Origin of the sequence: Pseudomonas sp. GW456-12-10-14-LB2 (assembly GCF_002884345.1) — a bacterium.
GTDB lineage: Bacteria > Pseudomonadota > Gammaproteobacteria > Pseudomonadales > Pseudomonadaceae > Aquipseudomonas > Aquipseudomonas paraglycinae.
Genome location: NZ_POHV01000228.1, coordinates 1 through 257 on the forward strand (window position 1 = coordinate 1; position 257 = coordinate 257).

The following is a 257-nucleotide window of genomic DNA, read 5'->3' on the forward strand; positions in this document are numbered from 1 at the left end:
GTCCAGCCCCGGCGGCAGGGTCAGGCCCAGGCCGCGGAACTGCTCCACGAGCGGGACCGTCTCCTCGAACCAGTCCAGCGCGCGCGACTCCCAGCGGTGCAGGCGGCGCTTGAGCACCAGGCTGAGCACCTTCTCGCGCTCGTCGGGGCGCAGGTCGCGCAGGAGGAAGTGGCGGCCCGGCGGCAGGGGCGCCGAGGAGGTGCCGCGCGCCGCGTCCTGCAGCAGGGCGTCGAAGGCGCCCTCGGGCAGGTCGCCGC

General features: G+C 76.7%; 1 protein-coding gene. It reads right to left on the reverse strand.

Annotated features, from left to right (window positions below):
- The coding region (locus C1X29_RS29355) for a hypothetical protein (RefSeq protein WP_158247919.1) at positions 1–257 on the reverse strand (257 nt) is incomplete at both ends.